The sequence below is a fragment of the Pseudoduganella rhizocola genome (assembly GCF_045984285.3).
Taxonomy (GTDB): domain Bacteria; phylum Pseudomonadota; class Gammaproteobacteria; order Burkholderiales; family Burkholderiaceae_D; genus Rugamonas.
In genome coordinates, this window is sequence record NZ_JBJQIK030000010.1 from 124,737 (window position 1) to 141,459 (window position 16,723).

At 67.0% G+C, this 16,723-nt stretch carries 13 protein-coding genes; 5 read left to right on the forward strand and 8 right to left on the reverse strand.

Annotated features, from left to right (window positions below; genetic code table 11):
* Positions 1 to 37: 37 nt before the first annotated feature.
* The gene (locus ACJRPG_RS20345; protein WP_408001942.1) at positions 38 to 631 is read right to left on the reverse strand and encodes an NADPH-dependent FMN reductase; all 594 of its coding nucleotides are present in this window, start codon (positions 629 to 631) and stop codon (positions 38 to 40) included.
* 193 nt (positions 632 to 824) lie between these two features.
* Here ACJRPG_RS20345 and ACJRPG_RS20350 point away from each other — a divergent pair, with 193 nt between their 5' ends.
* Together ACJRPG_RS20350 and ACJRPG_RS20355 are read left to right on the forward strand one after the other, a co-directional pair.
* A complete protein-coding gene (locus ACJRPG_RS20350; protein WP_408001943.1) occupies positions 825 to 1,922 on the forward strand; it encodes an ABC transporter substrate-binding protein in 1,098 nt (365 codons plus the stop codon).
* Entirely contained in the window at positions 1,912 to 2,985 is a 1,074-nt protein-coding gene (locus ACJRPG_RS20355; protein WP_408001944.1) for an LLM class flavin-dependent oxidoreductase, read from the forward strand. The genes ACJRPG_RS20350 and ACJRPG_RS20355 overlap by 11 nt, the downstream gene beginning before the upstream one ends.
* On the opposite strand, the gene ACJRPG_RS20360 is transcribed toward ACJRPG_RS20355, so the two are convergent.
* The 7 genes from ACJRPG_RS20360 to ACJRPG_RS20390 all read right to left on the reverse strand — a co-directional run bounded on the left by ACJRPG_RS20360 (position 2,982) and on the right by ACJRPG_RS20390 (position 13,451).
* Positions 2,982 to 4,190 (reverse strand): LLM class flavin-dependent oxidoreductase, encoded by a 1,209-nt coding sequence (locus tag ACJRPG_RS20360; protein ID WP_408001945.1) that lies wholly within the window; start codon positions 4,188 to 4,190, stop codon positions 2,982 to 2,984. The two genes, ACJRPG_RS20355 and ACJRPG_RS20360, sit on opposite strands and share 4 nt — an antisense overlap.
* Positions 4,191 to 4,204: 14 nt before the next feature.
* Positions 4,205 to 6,007, reverse strand: a complete 1,803-nt coding sequence (locus ACJRPG_RS20365; RefSeq protein ID WP_408001946.1) for a dipeptide ABC transporter ATP-binding protein — start codon at positions 6,005 to 6,007, stop codon at positions 4,205 to 4,207.
* Positions 6,004 to 6,822 (reverse strand): ABC transporter permease, encoded by an 819-nt coding sequence (locus ACJRPG_RS20370; protein ID WP_408001947.1) that lies wholly within the window; start codon positions 6,820 to 6,822, stop codon positions 6,004 to 6,006. The genes ACJRPG_RS20365 and ACJRPG_RS20370 overlap by 4 nt, the downstream gene beginning before the upstream one ends.
* A complete protein-coding gene (locus ACJRPG_RS20375; RefSeq protein WP_408001948.1) occupies positions 6,819 to 7,850 on the reverse strand; it encodes an ABC transporter permease in 1,032 nt (343 codons plus the stop codon). The genes ACJRPG_RS20370 and ACJRPG_RS20375 overlap by 4 nt, the downstream gene beginning before the upstream one ends.
* 2 nt (positions 7,851 to 7,852) lie before the next feature.
* Complete coding sequence (locus tag ACJRPG_RS20380) at positions 7,853 to 9,424, reverse strand: ABC transporter substrate-binding protein (RefSeq protein WP_408001949.1); 1,572 nt, start codon at positions 9,422 to 9,424, stop codon at positions 7,853 to 7,855.
* A gap of 11 nt (positions 9,425 to 9,435) precedes the next feature.
* On the reverse strand, positions 9,436 to 10,632 hold the full coding sequence (locus ACJRPG_RS20385; protein ID WP_408001950.1) for an LLM class flavin-dependent oxidoreductase: 1,197 nt from the start codon (positions 10,630 to 10,632) through the stop codon (positions 9,436 to 9,438).
* Between the two features lie 137 nt (positions 10,633 to 10,769).
* A complete protein-coding gene (locus tag ACJRPG_RS20390) occupies positions 10,770 to 13,451 on the reverse strand; it encodes a TonB-dependent receptor (protein WP_408001951.1) in 2,682 nt (893 codons plus the stop codon).
* A gap of 296 nt (positions 13,452 to 13,747) precedes the next feature.
* On the opposite strand from ACJRPG_RS20390, the gene ACJRPG_RS20395 reads away from it, so the two are divergent.
* From ACJRPG_RS20395 to nosR, 3 genes are read left to right on the forward strand one after another with little or no spacing between them, the layout of a single operon-like run.
* Positions 13,748 to 14,554 carry a response regulator gene (locus ACJRPG_RS20395; RefSeq protein ID WP_408001952.1) on the forward strand — a complete coding sequence of 269 codons (807 nt, stop codon included), beginning with the start codon at positions 13,748 to 13,750 and terminating at the stop codon, positions 14,552 to 14,554.
* 9 nt (positions 14,555 to 14,563) lie between these two features.
* Positions 14,564 to 15,385: an HDOD domain-containing protein gene (locus ACJRPG_RS20400; protein ID WP_408001953.1), complete on the forward strand. Its 822-nt coding sequence runs from the start codon at positions 14,564 to 14,566 to the stop codon at positions 15,383 to 15,385.
* A 29-nt stretch (positions 15,386 to 15,414) separates the two neighbouring features.
* Positions 15,415 to 16,719 (forward strand): response regulator c-di-GMP phosphodiesterase, NosR family, encoded by a 1,305-nt coding sequence (nosR, locus tag ACJRPG_RS20405; protein WP_408001954.1) that lies wholly within the window; start codon positions 15,415 to 15,417, stop codon positions 16,717 to 16,719.
* The last annotated feature ends 4 nt before the right edge of the window (positions 16,720 to 16,723 follow it).

The window sequence follows — 16,723 nt, forward strand, 5'->3', positions numbered from 1 at the left end:
CGGCGTGAACGAATACTGCCACGCATGCATATCCGGATTACGCATAAGCTGCGCCGGGCGCGCGCAGCTGCAGCGATCCGGCGAAGTGTGCAACGGTGTCCGCCAGCTCGGCGCTGCGTGCGGCTTCGCTGAGCCGCCCATGCGCGTCGAACGCGCCTGCTGCCTGCGGCAGCAGGAACTGGCGGTCATGCGGCCGTGCTTTCAGGTAGACCAGTTGCTGGCGCAGCTGCTGCAGCCCGGCCAGCCCGCCGTTGCTGCCGCCGACGGCAGACAGCAGCAGCACCGGCAAGCCCTTGAATACAGCATGGCGTTCCTGCCCCAGCGCGGGACGCGACAGCCAGTCCAGCGCGTTCTTCAGCACCGGCGGGAAGAAACCGTTGTATTCCGGCGACGCCAGGATCAGTGCGTCGTGGTCCGCCACCAGGGCGCGCAGCCGCAGCAGGGTGTCTGGCAGGCCCTGAGCCTCGATGTCGGCGTCGAACAGGGGCAGCGGATAGTCGCGCAGGTCGATCCAGGTGACGCTGCTGTGCGCCGCCACGGCGGCATGGGCGGCGGCGCGCGCCAGTTTCTTGTTGCTGGAATCGCGGCGGGTGCTGCCTGCGAAAGCGAGGATGCGGGCGGTATTGCTCATGGTGGGCTCCTGTAGGTCGATCCCCTGCCGTTGCATGTTTCGTGCCATCGCTGCGGATGCCGGCACTGCGCAATACGCAGCAAGCCCCCCCGCCAGACTGCGCATTTCGCAGCAGCGGCAGCGTGCCGGAGCCGGTTTTTGCGCTGGCCCGGAGCTTGCTCTCCCTGTGTATCCCTAACTCACCGGCAGAGACATGACCCCACCATTCAATTCCCGCGCAGACCATCCCGTCGAACTGTGGTACAGCCACCGCGGCGGCGCCACCGCCTCCGCCCTCGCGGCGCACAAAGGCTGGCTGCAGGACGAATTCGCGCAGGGCGGCACCGTGCTGCGCGCACTCAGCGACGCGGACAGCCGCGACATCCGCCTGGCGCACTACCACCACGGCCAGAGCGGCCTGCTGCGCGAAGGCGGCAATGTGCCGGCCATCTGGGCCCGTTCCGAGGGCCAGAGCGCCGTTGTGGTGGCCATTACCTGGGTCGATGAATACCAGGGCATCCTGGTGCGGGCCGACAGCAAGATCCGCCACCTGGGCGACCTGCAGGGCAAGCGCCTCGGGCTGCCGCTGCGGCGCCGCGCCATGATCGACCTGCAGCGCGCCAGCGCCCAGCGCGGCTTTGCTACGGCGCTGACGCTGGCAGGCCTGGACCCGACGGTCGCGCGCTGGACCCATATCCAGTCGCCGGATTTCGAATACCCGCAGCGCACCTCCGGCCAGGAGGTGGAGCTGGATGCGCTACGCTCCGGCTATGTGGACGCGGTCTTCCTGCGCGGCACGCCGGGCTATGCCGCTTCGCAGGATCCGGCGTTCCGCGAAATCGCAGACCTGAACCGCCAGAGCGCTCCCCTGCTACGGGTGAACAACGGCACGCCGCGGCCCATCACGGTGGACCGCGCCTTCCTTGAACGGCACCCCGAAATCGTACAGCGCTACCTGTCGGTGCTGGTGCGCACGGCACGCTGGGCCAACAGCCACCCGCAGGAAGTCAGCGCGCTGCTGGCGCATGAGAATCCCGGCTATACGGCGGAACAGATCGCCGGCACGCATGGCCCGCGCCTGCACCGCAGCCTGATGCCTAGCCTCAGCCCCTCCTGTGTGGCGGGCCTCGAAATCCAGAAGAACTTCCTGCTGACCTGGCGCTATATCAGCCATGACTTCGATGTGAACCAGTGGATCGATCCCGCACCGCTGAACGCCGTGCTGCAGGCCGCCCGCAAGCCCCATTCCCCTCACAGTGCGCCGCACGCGGCGCGCTGGACCATAACCAAGGAGCATTACCATGCCAGTTGAATTTGTCGGCGGGCTTTTCCCGCGCAACCAGTTAGCGCCGCGCCAGGCGTATCGCACGCCGATCGACCTGCAATACCTGCGCGACCTCGCCCGCGCCCATGAACATGCGGGCTTCGACCGCGTGCTGATCGCCAGCGGCGGCGGCGACCCGGCCACGCTCGCGGCCTATGCCGCCGCGCATACCGAACGGCTGGGCTTCATGATCGCCCACCGTCCCGGCGTGACACCGCCGGTGCTGGCCGCGCGCGCCTTCGCCACGCTGGACCAGACCACGGGCGGCCGCATCCGCCTGCACACCATCACGGGCCATGCGCCCGAACCGGAATACAGTGAGACGCTGGTGGACAAGGCGGAGCGCTATGCGCGCGCCGACGAATACCTGCAGATCGTGCGCCGCACCTGGACCGAGGACAAACCCTTCGACTTCGAGGGCAAATACTTCAGCGTGCGTAACGCCTTCTCGCCCGTGAAGCCGCTGCAGCAGCCGCACATCCCGGTATCGCTGGGCGGCTCCTCGGATGCCGCCTACCACGTCGCGGTGCGGCATACGGACCTGTATGCGCTATGGGCCGAGCCGCTGGCCGATACCGCTGAGCGCATCAACAAGCTGCGCGCCATTGCGGCGGCTGAAGGCAAGGCGGCGCCGCGCGTCAGCCTGTCGGTGCGCCTGATCATCGGTCCAACGGAGGAAATCGCATGGGAACGCGCGCGCGCCATCACGGCCGAACTGGAGCGCAACTCGCGCAACGTTCCCGGCGGCGACCGTGGCCAGAGCGGCGGCGGCCAGCGCCAGTTGGCCCTGGCGGCGAAAGGCGAAGTGTTCGACAAGGCCCTGTTCCTCGGAACCTCGGCCGCCATCGGCGGCGGCACCGACTCCACTTCCCTGGTCGGCACGCCGGAGACCATCATTGAATCGCTGCTGGCCTACCACGACATCGGCGTGACCACTTTCCTCAGCCGCGGCTACGATCCGCTGCACGACGCGATCGACTACGGGCGCTACATCATCGGCGCCGTACGGGAAGAAGTACGGCGCCGCGAGCAGACTGCGAGGGCAGCTTAGCCGTTCGCCGCCAGCGGCAATGCGGTTCCCGCCTCCGGGCGGGATGCCGCGGCGCGCTCGGCGCGGAAGTGCGGCAGGATATGTTCGCCGATGCGGTAAGCCTCCTCCAGGTGCGGGTAGCCGGCCAGGAAGAACAGGTCGATGCCGATGGCGTGGTATTCGCGTATGCGCGCCACGACGTCGGTGTAGCTGCCCACCAGCGCGCAGCCGGGCGGAATGCCGATATAGCCGAAACCTGCCCACACATTGGGATGGATGAAGAATTCATCATACTGGCGCTGCGCGGCCTCCTCGCGGCGAAATTCCGTTTCGTAGCCCAGCTTGCGGGCCGAACGCAGGCCGGCATGCGCCGCGGCGGCTTTGGTGGCGCCGCGCGCTTCGGCCTCATCGAAGAAGCGCCTGGCCTCGGCGCGCGCTTCCTCATCCGTTTCGCGCGCGATCACGTCGATGGAGAGGCCGAAGCGGATCGCATCCTCACGGCCGTAGGCGCGGGCGCGCCGCCGTACATCGGCAATCAGCTCGGCCACTTCGTGCGGCCGCTCGGCACGCATCAGGTAGTAGTCGGCGTGCTTCGCGCCGAACTCGCGCGCGGGTTCGGAGGAGCCGGCGGTGCAGATCAGCGGCAGTTCGGCCTTCGCCAGCGGGCCTTTCAGCCCGCCGCCCTCGGCCTGGTAGTACTTGCCATGGTAGTGGAAGTCGGGATTGTTCCAATAGCCGCGCACCACGTCCATGAATTCGGTGGCGCGCAGGTAGCGGTCGTCGTGTGGCACGAAGTCGCCGACCTGCTTCTGCACCACCTCGGAGCCGCCGTTGATGATGTTCCATACCAGCCGGCTGCCGCTGGCACGCTGGTAGGTGGCGGCCATCTGCACTGCCGCGTAAGGCGAGAAATGGTAGGGCTGGAAGGCGGTGACGAAACGCAGCTTGCGCGTTTCGCGCGCCAGCAGCGAGCACACCGTCCATGGTTCTTCGCCGGTCGCGCCATTCACCATCAGCACGCCGCCGAAGCCGTTCAGTTCCGTCGCCTTCGCCACCTGCGACAGGTAGTCGATGTAGCCGAAACCTTCGCCCGGCGTGATATCGGACAGCGCGCCGGTGGTCTGGCCTGGTCCGAATCCGTGCCAGTCGCCGCGGTTGCGGCTGTCGCCCGGAAGGTGCTTGGTTTCGCCGTGCAGCGGAAGGCGTGAGAAAAAGTCGATGCTCATGTAGAAGTCCCTGCTCAATAAGGTTGGAAAGCGCGGATGCTGGGCGAATCGCCGACCAGCGCGCGGGTATAGGAATGCTGCGGCTGTTCCAGCACCTGGTCCGTGCCGCCCTCCTCCACCACGCGGCCATGGCGCAGCACCAGCACACGGCTGGCCATGGAGCGCACCACGCCAAGGTTATGGGTCACAAACAGGATGGCGAGGCCGCCGGCCTGCAGCTGCTGCAGCAGTTCGATGATGGCGGCCTGCACGGAGACGTCGAGCGCGGACGTCACCTCGTCGCAGATCAGCAACTTCGGTTCGCACAGCAAGGCACGCGCAATGGCGACACGCTGCCGTTCGCCGCCGGACAGGGCCGCGGGATAGCTGTCCAGCACGCGCTCAGGCAAGGCCACCCTGGCCAGTACCTGCGCGATACGCAGGTCGCCGTCGCGTACCTCCGGCAGCACGTGGCGCAGCACATGGCGCAGCGTGGCGCGGATGGTCTGGCGCGGATTCAGCGCGCGGTAGGGATTCTGGAAGATGTACTGGATTTCCCTGCGCTGCCCGGCGCTGCGCGCACGCGCCTGCAGGTCCAGCAAGGCGCTGCCGTAGCGGATGTCAGCCTGCCCCTGCGCTCCAAGCCCCGCCAGCAGCCGGGCGAATGTGGTCTTGCCCGAGCCGGACTCGCCGACCAGCGCAAGGCATTCGCCCGGCGCCACGGACAGGCCAGCATCGAACAGCACCTGACGCTCGCCATACCAGGCGCGCGCATTGCGCACCTCCAGCAGCGGCGCACGCGCCGGCGGCGCCGGCGGCAGGTCGATGAAGCGGATGGATGCGCCGCTTGCCAGCGCTTCCGGCCGGCCGCAGGCGGCGCGGTGGCCGGCACCGATGTCCGCCAGCGCCGGCTCCACGCCGCAGGAGGCCGCACGCCACTCGCAGCGTTCGGCAAACGCGCAGCCTGCAGGACGCGCCCCGGGACCGGGCGCGTGGCCCGGAATCGGGCGTGGCGCGGAGGCCTTGCCGATATCCGGAATAGCGGCCAGCAGGCCCTTGGTGTAAGGATGCGCCGGCCGCGTGAACAGGCTGGCCACCGGTGCGCTCTCCACCATGCGGCCCGCGTACAGCACGATGACGCGGTTGGCCAGCTGGTAGACCACGGCCAGGTCGTGCGACACGTAGATCGCCGCCGCACCATAGCTCTCGCACAGGCGGCGGATGGTGTCGAGGATGCGCGCCTGCGTCGTAACGTCGAGCGCGGTGGTGGGTTCATCCAGCACGATCAGCGCGGGGCGCGGCAGGAAGGCCAGCGCAAGCAGAAGGCGCTGCTGCTGGCCGCCCGAAAGCTGGTGCGGAAAACGGCGCAGGAACTCCTCGTCGGCAGGCAGGCCGACGTCGTTCAGCACCTGCGCGATGCGCTGGCGGCGCGCCGTTGCGTCCAGCGCGGGCTCGTGCTGCGCCAGGGTTTCGCCGAGCACGCGGCCAAGGCGGTGCAAGGGATTCAGCGCAGTGGCCGGATCCTGCGCCACGTGGGCCACCAGCTTGCCGCGCAGGCCGCGCAGCGTCTTCTCATCGGCGCCCAGGATGTTGTGGCCTGCGATATTGACGGCGCCGCCGGCAATGCGCGCGCCCTTGCGCACATGGCCCAGCAAGGCTGTCGCCAGCGTCGTCTTGCCGGAGCCCGATTCGCCGACCAGGCCAAGCACCTGCCCCGCTTCCAGCTCGAAGCTGATGCCGGAGACGATATCCGCGCCGTTGTCCAGCGTAACGTGCAGGTCCGTGACGGCCAGCGCGGGACTGGCCAGCAGCTGTGGAAGTTTGGCCGGTGCGTTCATCCGAGCTCCGTTCCCGCCTTGCTGCGTGCGACGGCTTCCGCCAGCAGGTTGGCGCCCAGTGCAAACAGCGCAATCATCAGCACCGGCGCCAGTACCGCCAGCGGCTGCGCCTGCAGGCCGGCGCGGTTTTCGTTGATCATGAGTCCCCAGTCGGCGGCGGGCGGCGCCACGCCGTAGCCGAGGAAGCTGAGGCCGGAAAGGATGGTTACCGCCCACGACAGCATGCTGCCGAAATGGACCAGCAGCGGCGTGAGCACATTTGGCAGGATCTCGCGCAGCAGCACATGCGAGCGGGGGTAGCCGAGCAGTTCGGCCGCTTCTACGAACTCCTGTTCCGCCACGCCCAGCGCCAGGCTGCGCACCAGGCGCAGCACGCCGGGCACGAAGGCCAGCGATGCGGTCAGCACGATCAGCCAAGGTTCGCGCCCCAGCAATGCCACCACCAGCAGCACGAGGATCAGGTTCGGGAAGGCCAGCAGCACATCGGCGCTCCAGCTCAGAACCCGGTCAGTCCGGCCGCCCGCATAGGCAGCCACGAGACCGAGCGCCGTGCCGGCCAGCAGCGCAAGGAAGGCAGCACTGAAGGCCATCCACACCACAGACCAGCCGCCCAGCAGGAGGCGCGACAGCACGTCGCGCCCGAGGTAGTCGTAGCCGAGCGGTGCCCCCGGTACGGGACCGCCATAGACGGCGCCGACGAAATCGGCCGCGCCATGCGGCGCGAACAGGGGACCGGCCAGCGCCGCCAGCAGCGCGACGCCGCTCAGCACAAGCCCGGCGCGGGCCTGCGGCTGGCGCAGGAAGTGGCGGCTCATGGCTGCGCTCCCAGCGCGGTGCGCAGTTTAGGCGTGAGCAGCACGGTCAGCAGGTCAGCGCACAGGTTAATCAGTACCACGCCCGCGGCCACCAGCAGCACGATGGCCTGGATCACCGGGATATCGCGCATTTCGATGGCGGCATTCAGCGCGCTGCCCAGGCCCGGATAGGTGAACACCACCTCCACGATCAGTGTGCCGCCCAGCAGCACGCTCAGGGTCAGCGCCAGCCCCTGGACGGCAGGAATCAACGCATTCGGCAAGGCGTGGGTCCACACCACACGGCGCTCGGTCACGCCGCGCAGCCGTGCGGCCAGCACGTATTCCGAATCGAGCGCCTCGATCATGGCGGACCGCACCAGGCGGATCAGGTAAGGCAGGCCGGCCAGCGCCAGTGTCGCCAGCGGCAGGATGAGGAAGGCAGGCTGGCTCCACGGCGACCGGCCCGGCTCCAGCAGGGACACCGCGGGCAGCAGCCGGAATACGGTGGTCGAGAACAGCATCACCAGCCCGATGCCGAGCGCGAAGTTCGGCACCGCTTTCAGCACAATCAGCGCGCTGACGGCCTTGCGGTCAATCCATCTGTCGCGGTGCAGGGCGAGCCAGCAGCCCGCGCCCAGGGCCAGCGGCACCACAACGGCCAGCACGCCTGCCAGCAGGGAGGCGGAATTGCCCGCACGGGCCTGCACCAGCTGAAGCACCGGCACATGCGAATCGAGCGAACTGCCAAGATCGCCCTGCGCCAGCCGCGCCGCCCAGCGCAGGTACTGCTCCGCCACCGGCCGGTCGAGACCCAGCTGCCGCTGCAGGGTCAGCACCGAGGATTCAGGCGCTTCAGGTCCCAGCACCATGCGTGCGGGATCGGAAGGCAAAGCCTGCGTGGCGCCGAACACGATAATGCTGATCGCGGCCACGGCGCCCGCGCCGGCCAGCAGACGCCTCGCCAGCCAGCGCAGCCAGGGGACAAGGCCCTGCAGCGCAGGAAAGCGTGCGCCGAAGGCGGAAGTAAGCGTCGATGCCAGCGCCATGTTCAGCTCCTCAGCCAGAGTTCATCGAAACGCCAGGTGGAGAAGTGCGAGCGCTCCGGCCTGGCGCCGCCGACGCGCGCCGCGATGCCGTCCACCGTATCCGCAAAGCCCCAGATCAGCAGGCCTCCGCGGTCGTGCTGGATCTGCTGCGCTTCGTGCACCAGCACCTTGCGTTTCTCCACATCCGTTTCACCCAGCGCCTGTTCGAACAGGGCGTTGAAGCGGGCGTCGTTGAAATGCGTCTTGTTGGTCGCGGCCAGTGCGCTGTCGGTATTGGTGGCGGTGTGCAGGAACTCGCCGCCGAGGCGGGCCGTGGTGCTCATGGTCCAGCTGTCGCGCAGCGGACCGTTGTAGGTCGCGGCATCCACCTGCTTGACGCGGATATCGACGCCGGCCAGTTTGGCCTGGTTGGCGAACACCTGTGCCGCCGCGCTGCCGCCGGGGCCGGCGGCCAGTTCCAGCCGCAGGTCGGTCTTGCCGGCGGAACGCAGCAGGGACTTCGCCTGGTCCAGGTCATAGGCGCGCTGCGCGATGCCATGGTTGAAAGTCGGGTCCAGCGGCGAATAGAGGTCGTTCGCCACCCTGCCCTGGCCGCCCAGCGCACGCGCCACCAGCTCCTGCCGGTTGGCCAGCAAGCGGAAAGCCTGGCGCACGCGCACGTCGCGGAAGGGTTCCGCATCCAGGTTCATCTCGAAGCCCTGCCAGCCGTGCGTGTGGCTGATCTGCACAGCGGCGCCGCCGTTGGCCCGCAGCGGCACGATCTGCTCGGGCGTGATGGCATAGGCGGTGTCGATCTGGCCGGCGAGCAGCGCCGCCACGCGCGAGGTCTGGTCCTTGAACTCGATGATCTCCAGCTCGTCGGCATACGGCTTGCCGGGCTTGAAGTAGTTGTTGAAGCGCGTGAACAGGGAACGCTGGCCCGGCGTGAATTCCTTCAGCTTGTACGGGCCCGCGCCGATCGGATTCGTCACCGGGTGGTAATCCGAGGGCACGATGCCGCCGAAGTTCACCCAGCCGTCCGGCAGCGGCAGAAAGCCCAGGCCGTCCCGGATGGGAATGCGCACGGTGTATTCATCCAGCTTCACGATGTTGTCGCGGTCAATGCGCTGCACCAGCGAGGCATAGGGCGACGCCAGCTGCGGATCGGACAGGCGGCGGGCGGAGAAAATCAGGTCGTCCGCCGTAATGGTTTTCCCGTGATGGAATTCGAGGCCCTTGCGCAGGCGGATGGTCCATGCGCTGGCATTGCCATTGATGCTCACCTCCTCGGCCAGCGCCAGCTCCGGCGTCATGCGCTCGTTCCATTCCCACAGCTTGCTGTACAGCGCAAAGCCGCGGATGATGCCGCTGCCTACCGGCTTGTGCACATCGAGATTGCCGCTCTGGCTGCCGTCCACGATGCCGAGGCGCAGGCGGCCGCCCTGGCGCGGTGTCTCGTTCGCCGGCGCGGCGGCGGATGCCGCCGGCGGCGTATCGCGGCTGCAGCCCGCCAGCAGGCCGCCGCCCAGCGTGGCGCCCGCGCCTAGCAGCACGCCGTAGCGCAAAAAGTCCCTGCGTGAAGTCGTTTCCCTCATGTGCCGCTCCTTCAGGCTGCGGCGGCAATGCTGCTGACCTGGGCCGGGCGGCGCCCGGGCGACAGCAGCGGCACATCGAAGCCATGGTCCAGGTTCAGCAGCGGGAACAGCAGGTCGGCCACGCGGTAAGCTTCTTCGATCAGCGGCCAGCCGGAGAGGATGAAGGTGCCCACGCCCTGCTCCTGGAATTCGCGGATGCGCGCCGCCACGTTTTCGGCGCTGCCGACCAGCGTGGTGCCCTGCGCAGGACCCAGCACATTGAAGCCGTGCAGCGCCGGACCGGTCCAGATATTCGGGTAGATCTCGTAGTCGCGCGCTTTCGGCAGGCGGCCTGCGCGGATCTGTTCCAGGTTGCGGTTCACCTGCGGGTCCGGGCTCACATAGGTATCGAAGCTCTCGCCTGGCGGCAGCTGGCGCTCGATCGACTGGCGCGCATATTCCACCGAAGTGCGGCTGACGAGGTATTCCGCGTAGTCCCACGCTTCCTCTTCCGTCTCGCGCACAATAATCTGCAGGCGGGTGCCGAATTCCAGCTTGCGGCCCAATTTTTCAGCTTCCGCGCCCACGCGGCGGAACTTCTCACCAAGCTTCTGCGGCGTGTTCGCAAAGCTCAGGTACACGTCCAGCGTTTGCACCGAGTGCGCCACGCCGGCGCTGGATGAACCGGCGCCCCACAGCTGGAAAGGCGCGTAGCGCGGCGGCGTTGCGCCGCGCTGGCTGCCGCCGCCGAAGTCCGCCGGCCTTGGCGCTATCTTGATGTACTTGCCGTCATAGCCCTGAGTACTGCCCGCATACAGGCGCTTGAAGGCGTCCCAGTATTCCACGCTGTAGTCGTAGCGCTCGTCGTGCGCCAGGTGAATGCCCTGCGCCGGCAGCATCTTGTCATTGCCGTTGACGGCGTTGTACACCAGCCGGTTGCCGGAGAAGCGGTTGATGGTCTGGGCGATCTGCGCCAATTTGGCGGGCGCGATCAGGCCCGGATACACGGCGGCCACGAATTTCATGCGCTGCGTGACCGACAGCACGGAGGCCGCCAGCACATTGACTTCATCGGCGCCGGTCGCCAGCAAGGCGCCGTAATACCCCAGCTTGTCGATCGTGCTGGCCAGCTGTTGCAAGTGGCCGAAATCCGTCTGCCAGCGGCCGTCCGCTTCCCAGGGAACCACGCCATCCGGCGCCGTGAGGTACCACAAGATCTTTACACCCATGTCCAACTCCTTTAACTGTTCATGCTGATGTTCGCAAGAGGCATGCCAGCCGCTGCGGGACCGCGGCAGGCCGCTTTGCTGCGGGCGCAGCGCGCAGCTGCTGATTTTTCAACAGCGCGCTGCTGCGCGGCCAACGCTCAGAAGCGGAAGGCCGCCGTGGCCTGCAGCGCGCGCGGAATGCCCGGCTGCAGGAATTCCGTGGTCGGGCCGGTGAGGCCGTTGACGAAATTGCGCTCGTCCGTGAGGTTCACGATGCGCAGTGCCACATCCCATTTGGGCTGGCGGTAGTACAGGGTGAGGTTGAAGTTATGTTCGCTGGGCACAGTGGCGTTTTGCGCCAGGCTGGTGGCCCATTTGCTGGTCCACCAGGCCGACAGCTCGCTGCCGAAGCCGCGGCCGAACTTCACATCAACGAAGCCGCTCAGCGAATGCTTCGGAATGCCCGGCGCCGCGGCGGCGCCCGGCGCGGCGCGCTGGTTCAGGGTATTCCCGTCGGCGAACACCGTGGCGTTGTCGGCCACGAAGCCCCATGGTGAGAAGAAGCCCGGCGGGAAGGCCACATAAGTGTATTTGGCGTTGATCAGCGAGTAGTTCAGGCCCGCCGTCACATCGCGGCTGGCCTGCAGCTGCAGCGACGCATCCACGCCGTGCACCTGCAGTTTCGGGATGGTGCCGTCCGTCAGCGGCGCCACGTCGCGCTTCTGGCGGTAGCCCGCGATGCTGGCCTGCAGGCGGCCCGGAACCAGCTCCGCTTTCGCGCCCACCTCGAGCAGGCGGCTCAGGCTGCGGAAGTTCAGGGGATTGAGCTTGTTGTTGGCGCCCCAGGTCAGCACGTCGGCGAAACCGCCGGTGTTGATAGCGTAGGAGCGGTCATGCGTCACATACAGGGTGCTGTCCGGCGTTGGCTTGTACAGCAGGCTCACTTGCGCAGCGGGCAGGTAGAAACGCTGGCTGTCGCTGACTTCCTGCGCGGCGGTGACGAACACCGGGTTGTGGATCGAGGCATCCACGCGCGTGCCGCTCAGGCCCACGTTCAGGCCATACTTTTCATCGAACAGAAAGTTCTGCTGCGTGAAGACGCTCAGGTTGGTCCAGCGGCCGTCCGAGGTGTAGGTGGCGCCGCCGGATGCAGCGGACCCGCCGCGCTCCGCATAGAAATCGCCGCCGGCCGGATACATCACCGGCAGGCTCAGATAGCCGAAATAGCTGGAGAGCTGGGGCACGCCGGGCGTGCCGATCCACGAACCGGAACCGCCCGGCGAGGCCAGGCCAAGGAAGGTCCCCGGCGTTTTCAGGTCGAGCGGCGCGGTCAGGTCATAGGGATTGATGGTGAAGCTGTTGTTGGCCGCCTTGACCGCATAGCGCTCGCGCCGGTAGCTGGCGCCGGTATTGCTGTCATGTTTGACCGGCACGCCGAACAGCGTGTAGCTGCCCTTGCCGCGCAGTTCCAGGCGGTTTTCGAAGATGCGGTCCTCAAACTGCGTAAAGAAGCTGCCCACGGAATTGCCGGTGTCGTCCGAGTGCTGGTACAGCGTGCTGTTCACCAGCGACCAGCCGGGCGACAGGTCCCATGCGAAACGCAGCTGCGAGGTGTCGCGCTTTGCCGTATTCTGGTCGGCCTCGCGCGAATAGGCGGAATCGGACAGCTCTTTCAGGCCATTGCCCGGCAGCGTGGCATCGTAAACCCAGCCGCGCACGGTGCCGGGTGTGGCGGAGTTGCTCAGGAAAGACGGCAGCTGTGCAGCGCTGAGCAGCGGCCCGGCGACGAACTGCCGAACGCCTTGCGCATTGACCACCGGCGTGCGCTGCTGCCAGCCGGTGACGGCGGAATTGTAGGCGCCGGAAGCGAACACCGGCGAGTAGTAGCGCGTGGCGGCGCCGGTGCCCACGCTGATGATGGGCGTGGCGCGGCCGGCATAGTACAGGCCATCGTCGATCAGCTTCTGGCTAACGCGGTTCCAGCCATGCGTAACGTTGAAGTCATAGTAGTCGTCAACGCTCACGTTCCAGTCGATGCGGATGTCTTTCGACGGCTTCCACGCCAGCGCGCCGTAGAAGGCGTTGTAGTTATTGCGCACGCCTTCCGCATAGTCGTCCGCACGCTGCGGCGTGAGGCTGACGCGGTAGGCCAGCGTGTCGCTGAGCGGCCCGGTCAGGTCGAAGGTCAGCGAGTTGCTGCCGTAGCTGCCGCCACCCGGCACCCAGGTGCCGAACTGGCCGCTGACCTGGCCGCGCTGGCGTTCGAAGTCCGGTTTCTTGGAGATGTAGTTCGCATAGCCGCCGCTGCGCGATGAAATGCCGAACACCTGCGGCGCCGGGCCGGCCACGATGTCCACGCCTTCATAGGCATTCGTGTTGAAGGGGTGGCGCACATTATAGGTACGCTGGCCATCCTGATACAGCTCGGAAGCCTGGCCGCGGATCAGCGGCGCCACGGACACATTCTGGCCGCCATTGCGCGTCACGCCCGGCGCGTACTTCACCAGGTCGTCCGCCGTGCGGATGCCGTCGCGCGCCAGCTGTTCGGCGGATATCTGCGACACCGCGCGCGGCGTATCGAGCAGGCTGGTGTCGGTTCCGTACACCGAGGCCACGGGGCGCTTCGCCAGCGCCGGCGCCTGCCCACCGATGATGACTACGGAGGCAACCGGCAGCGCCACATCAGCCGCTTCAGCGACGGCTGCGGTGTTGGCCACAACGGCGGCAACGCTGTCGCCGTCCGGCGCGGCGGCATGCACCTGCCAGGCGCCAAGGGCGAGGGTTACGGCGAGCGCCAGTTTTTTCTTTCGCTGCGCTGCCTGGTAGTCAAATCGTTTCATTCAGTTTCTCCCGATAGGTGTGATGGAATGGCTTTGCCTTGGCAAGTGCAGTTTCCGTGCCACACGAATCGGGCCGTTTCGGCGATTTTTTTGCTGCAGCAGGGCCTGCGGCCTGCTGTCGCAGGCGCAGCAGTGCTGCAAAAGCGGCAGTGCTTGCGCAGCCGCCGCAGATGCATATGCGGCGTCCTCATATCGGACTCACCCGCCTGGTGTCGCTCCACAACAACAAGCCCGGGACAGTAAGATGTATCATTGCCTGAACAGAGAACTCCAGCCAACACTTCCTGGGAGACCGGATGTTGAACCCACAGGACCAGCCGCGCGAGCGCGTGCTGTTGCTGGTCGACGATGAGACCAATATTCTTGCTGCGCTGCAGCGCCTGTTCCGGCCGGCGGGCTACCGGGTGCTGACCGCCAACAGCGGCATGGCAGGCCTGGAGCAGCTGGCCAACACCCCGGCCGATGTCATCATTTCGGACCAGCGCATGCCGGGCATGCTGGGTGTGGACTTCCTGCGCCAGGCCAAGGTGCTCTACCCGGATTCGATCCGCATCATGCTGTCCGGCTATACCGAACTGCAGTCGGTGACGGCCGCCGTCAACGAAGGCGCCATCTTCAAATTCCTGACCAAGCCCTGGGACGACGAGCTGTTGCGCGGCCAGGTGGCGGAGGCCTTCCGCATTAAGGAGATTGCCGACGATAACGCACGCCTGAACCGCGAACTGCGCGTGGCGAACGAGCAGCTGGCCGTGGCCAACCGCGAGCTGGAACGCATGGTGCGCGACCGCGAGGAACAGATTGCCCTCGACCTGGCCAGCCTGCGCATTGCGCGCGAGCTGTTGCAATACGTGCCGCTGCCGGTGCTGGGTGTCGACGACCAGGGCATGGTGGCCTTCAGCAATGCCCTGGCCGAATCGGTGTTCCAGGGCCGCGGCGAGCTGCTGGGCGCCATGCTGGCCGAGGTGGCGCCGGAACTGGCGCCCGATGCGAAAGGCGTATGGCCGGCGGCGGTGGAAATCAAGGGCGTCCGCTATCAGCTTGCCAGCCATGCAATGGGCAATATTTCCGCATCCCGTGGTAACGTGCTCGTACTGATACGTTGAAAGCAGCCTATGCCCCACGCAGACGGTTCACTTATCCAGCACATCAAGTCCCTGCCGGCCCTGCCCTCGATCGCCAGCGAGCTGCTGGCCATCATCGACCAGGATGATGCCGACGTTGCCGCCCTCGCGCGCCGCATTTCCTCGGACCAGGCCTTGGCCGCCAAAACGCTGCAGCTGGCAAACTCGCCGTTCTACGGCATGGCGAACCGGGTGGCCACCATCCAGCAGGCGATTACGGTGCTGGGCGTGTACTGCATCCGCAACGTCGTAACGGCATGCGCCGTCACCAGCGGCTGGTCCGCGGCCGGCGCCGCTGTCGATATCCCCGCCTTCTGGCGCCACTCCATCCTGACGGCGGCCTCCGCCCGCAACCTGGCGCGGGTGCTGCGCCAGGATCCGGAACTGGCCTTCATGGCCGGCCTGCTGCATGACCTGGGCGCGCTGGTGCTGGCCACCGGCTTCCCGGAGCAATACACGGAACTGGGCCGCATCGGCAATGCGGAAGCGCAGCGGCTGGCCGAACGCGAACGCTTCGGCTTCGACCACAGCGAAGCGGGCAGCGCCCTCGCCGCACAGTGGAATTTTCCCGCCGCCATCCAGGTGGCGGTACGCAGCCACCATGAGCCCGAGCTCAGCGCCCAGGGTATTCCGCGCGTGGTGCGGGTGGCGAACCAGCTGGCCCACGCGCTGGCGGAACCCGATGCCGGTGCCGGCGCGGCCGCCTGCCAGGAAGCGCTGGCCGAACTGAATCTGTCCGATGCGCAAAGCGAACGGGTGGTGAACCAGACCCGCGAATCCTTCCAGGACCTGTGCCGCGCGCTGATCGGCTGAAGCGCCCCTTACCGGAGAAGAATGGAGCAATGACCTTGGCTGATACCGATACCACACGCACCGTGCTGTGCATCGACGACGAGCCGAACATCCTCGCCGCGCTGCGCCGCCTGTTCCGCGCGGACGGCTACCGCGTGCTGGTTGCCGAGAGCGGCCCGGCCGGCCTCGCGCTGCTGGAACAGGAAACCGTGGACATGGTCATTTCCGATATGCGCATGCCGGAAATGACGGGCGCCAAGGTGCTGGAACAGGTCTGCAAGCTGCGCCCGGACGTGATCCGCATCCTGCTCACCGGCTACGCCGACATCCAGTCGATCCAGGCCGCCATCAATACCGGCGAGATCTACCGCTACATTGCCAAGCCCTGGGACGACAACGACATGCTGCTGACCGTGCGCCAGGCCTTCGAGCGGCGCGAACTGGTGCTGCAGACGCGCCGGCTGGAAGAACTTACGCGGCGGCAGAATGCCGAGCTGAAGGTGCTCAACCAGAGCCTCGAAGCGAAGGTGGAAGAACGCACCCGCGAACTGCGCATCCAGCACGATGCCGCCATCGCCGCCAACGAAAAGCTGAAGCAGAACTACCTGACCACCATCAAGGTCTTCTCCAACATCATGGAAATGCGCAGCCGGAATGCTCCCGGCCATGCGCGCAAGATCGCCGAGCTGGTGCGGCAGATGGCCCAGCAGCTGAAGCTCGATCCGGCCGAGAGCCGCGCCGTGTTCGTGGCGGCCCTGCTGCACGATATCGGCAAGATCGGTTTCAGCGACGAGCTGCTGGCCACCCCTTTTACCCAGTTGCAGGGCGATGCGCTGGCCCAGTACCGCAAGCATACGATCCGCGCCGAACAGCTGCTGATGGCGCTGAGCGAGCTGCGCGAAACAGGCGCCATCCTGCGCTCCCAGATGGAGCGCTTCGACGGCACCGGCTTCCCCGACGGCCTGCGCGGCCTGGCGATCCCAATGGGCGCCCGCATCCTGGCGCTGGCGGTAGACTATTACAACCTGCAGGACGGCGCCATCGTGCAGCGCCACCTGCGGCCGGACGAGGCCAGGTCCCTGGTCATCGATGCCAGCGGCAAGCGCTATGACCCGCATGTGGTGCAGGCCTTCCGCGCCATAGTGGACGGGCCGGAAGACAGCGGCCAGGGGCTTGCCACCTTGTCCGGCGAACTGGTGCCGGGCATGGTGCTGGCGCGCGACCTGATCAGCAAGGACGGCCTGATGCTGCTGTCGGCCGACCATGTGCTGGACGAGCGCATGATCGCCCAGGTGCGGGACTTTGAAAACAAGAGCGGCGGACGGCTGCCGATCTGGATTCGCAAGGATAAGTAGCGCC